This window comes from Pseudomonas sp. P135 (genome assembly GCF_020312125.1).
Taxonomy (GTDB): domain Bacteria; phylum Pseudomonadota; class Gammaproteobacteria; order Pseudomonadales; family Pseudomonadaceae; genus Aquipseudomonas; species Aquipseudomonas fragariae.
The window spans coordinates 1-2,920 of sequence record NZ_JAGPYR010000043.1 but is presented as its reverse complement, the minus strand read 5'-3'; the positions used below and the strand labels follow the sequence as shown (position 1 = coordinate 2,920).

Annotated in this window: 1 protein-coding gene; it reads left to right on the top strand. The window is 62.2% G+C overall.

The window, feature by feature from the left end; genetic code table 11:
* A partial coding sequence (locus tag KBY08_RS26190) for an AMP-binding protein (RefSeq protein ID WP_225651319.1) occupies window positions 1–2,920 on the top strand: 2,920 nt, incomplete at both ends.

The following is a 2,920-nucleotide window of genomic DNA, read 5'->3' as shown; positions in this document are numbered from 1 at the left end:
TAATGACTTTCAGGTGAAGATCCGCGGCTTGCGTATCGAAATCGGCGAAATCGAGGCCGCCCTGGCTAAACACCCGGCGGTCCATGAAGCAGTGGTCACTGCTCGCGAAGACATACCCGGCGACAAACGTCTGGTGGCTTACTACACCCAGTCTGCCGAGCACACTGCTGTCGATCTTGAAATCCTGCGCAGTCACCTGCAGCAACAGTTGCCGGAGTACATGGTTCCGGCCATTTATGTGCTGCTCGAGGCCATGCCACTGACATCGAACGGCAAGCTCGATCGCAAGGCGCTGCCAGCCCCGGACGGTGATGCGCTGATCAGCCGTGGTTACGAAGCGCCGCAAGGCGAAGTGGAAACCCTGCTGGCATCGATCTGGGCCGATGTGCTCAAGGTTGAACAGGTGGGACGCCATGACCATTTCTTCGAACTGGGTGGCCACTCACTGCTGGCGGTGAAATTGATCGAACGCATGCGCCAGGTTGGCCTGAGTGCCGATGTGCATGTGCTGTTCGGCCAACCGACCGTGGCGGCACTGGCGGCAGCTGCCGGTGGAGGCTCGGAAGTCGTGGTGCCGACCAATCTTATTCCCGAGCATTGCGACCGTATCACCCCGCAGATGTTGCCGCTGATCAACCTCTCTCAGGCGCAGATCGACCACGTGGTGAAGGACATGCCGGGCGGCGTGGCCAACGTGCAGGACATCTACCCGCTGGCACCGTTGCAGGCTGGGATTCTTTACCACCATATCAGTGCCGAACAGGGCGACCCCTACACCCTGAAAGCACTGTTCGCGCTATCTGACCGGGCGCGACTGGACGATTTCAGTGGCGCTTTGCAAGGCGTGATCAACCGCCACGATATCCTGCGCACCGCGGTGCTGTGGGAAGATCTCGATGAGCCGGTGCAAGTCGTGCTGCGTCAAGCTGAACTGCACGTCACCGAGTTGTTACTCGACCCCGTAGACGGCCCGGTTGACGAGCAATTACACCAACGCTTCGACCGTCGGCATTACCGCCTCGATGTGCGTACTGCGCCATTGATGCGCATTGTCTTTAGCCATGACCCGGTCAACGACCGCTGGCTGGCGATGCTGCTGTGCCACCACCTGGTCAGCGACGCCACGTCCCTGTCCGTGATACTGCAGGAAATTCAGGCGCACCTGCTCGGTCAGGGCAATGCGTTGGGTGAGGCAGTGCCATATCGCAACTATGTCGCTCAGGCACGCCTGGGTGTCAGCGAGGCACAGCACGAAGCGTTCTTCCGCGACATGCTCGGCGATATCGACGAGCCGACGCTGCCGTTCGGTTTGCAGGATGTGCAGGACCGTGGCCGCAACCTCGAAGAGGCCAGCGTGACCCTGGCGGCCGAACTGAACCTGCGTTTGCGGGCTCAGGCTCGACAGGCAGGCGTCAGCGTCGCGAGCCTGATGCATTTGGCCTGGGCACGGGTGCTGGGCAATGTCTCGGCCTGCGAACAGGTGGTGTTCGGCACGGTACTGCTGGGCCGTATGCAGGCCGGTGATGGCGCCGACCGTGCGTTGGGCATGTTTATCAACACCTTGCCGTTGCGCGTCGATATCGGCGCAACGACAGTGGCCGAGGGATTGAAGGCGACCCACGAGCGGCTGACGGCTTTGCTGGGGCATGAGCATGCTCCGCTGGTACTCGCCCAGCGTTGCAGCGGCGTGGCCGCACCGACGCCGCTATTCAGTGCATTGCTAAACTACCGACACAGTGTCGTGAGCGATGTTTCGGCAGAAGCTGCCAGCGCCTGGGGCGGGATCGAGTCCTTCGGCACCGAAGACCATACCAACTACCCGTTGACCCTGAATGTCGATGATCTGGGCGATGCTTTTACGCTCACCATTCAGGCCGTCCAGCAAATCAGTGCCACGCGCATTGGCGAGTACATGCAGGTTGCACTGCGCAACCTGGTGGACGCACTGGAACACACGCCGCAAGCAGCGCTGAACAGCCTGTCGATACTGCCGGACGATGAGCGCGAGCTGTTGCTGACGGGCCTCAACGACACAGCCCACCCTTATCCGCGTGATGTACTGATCCACCAACTGATCGAACAACAGGCCGCCCAGCGTCCGGATGCCTGCGCCGTACGTGGCGACAGCGGGCCGTTGCTCACTTACGCCGAACTCAACCAGCAGGCGAACCAGCTCGCCCATCGCCTGATCGAGCTGGGCGTGGAGCCTGATACGCGGGTCGCGGTCAGCCTGCGTCGCGGCCCGGAAATGGTCGTGGCGCTGTTGGGTATTCTCAAGGCCGGTGGCGCCTACGTGCCGATCGACCCTGACCTGCCCAGCGCCCGCCAGACTTATATGCTCGAGGACAGCTCGCCGCAGGCAGTGCTGACCACTCGGGACCTGAGCGACAACCTGCCGGCCTCGGATCATCCGGTGCTGGTGCTCGATGGCCACGATGACCGCGCGCAACTGGCCAGGCAGCCGACCGGCAACCCGGATGCCAAGGCCCTGGGCCTGCAGCCGAATCACCTGGCCTACGTGCTCTACACCTCCGGTTCCACCGGCACGCCCAAAGGCGTGATGAACGAACACCTGGGCGTGGTCAACCGCCTGCTTTGGGCCCGCGACGCCTATCAGGTGAACAGTCAGGATCGCGTACTGCAAAAGACCCCGTTCGGCTTCGACGTGTCGGTGTGGGAGTTTTTCCTGCCACTGCTGACCGGTGCCGAGCTGGTCATGGCCCGTCCCGGTGGCCATCAGGATCCGGATTACCTGGCGCAGGTGATGAGTGACGCAGGTATCACCCTGCTGCACTTCGTGCCCTCGATGCTCGATGTGTTTCTGGAACACCGCTCAACCCGCGACTTCCCGCAACTGCGCCGCGTGCTGTGCAGTGGCGAGGCCTTGCCTCGTGCGTTGCAGCGCCGTTTCGAGCAACAG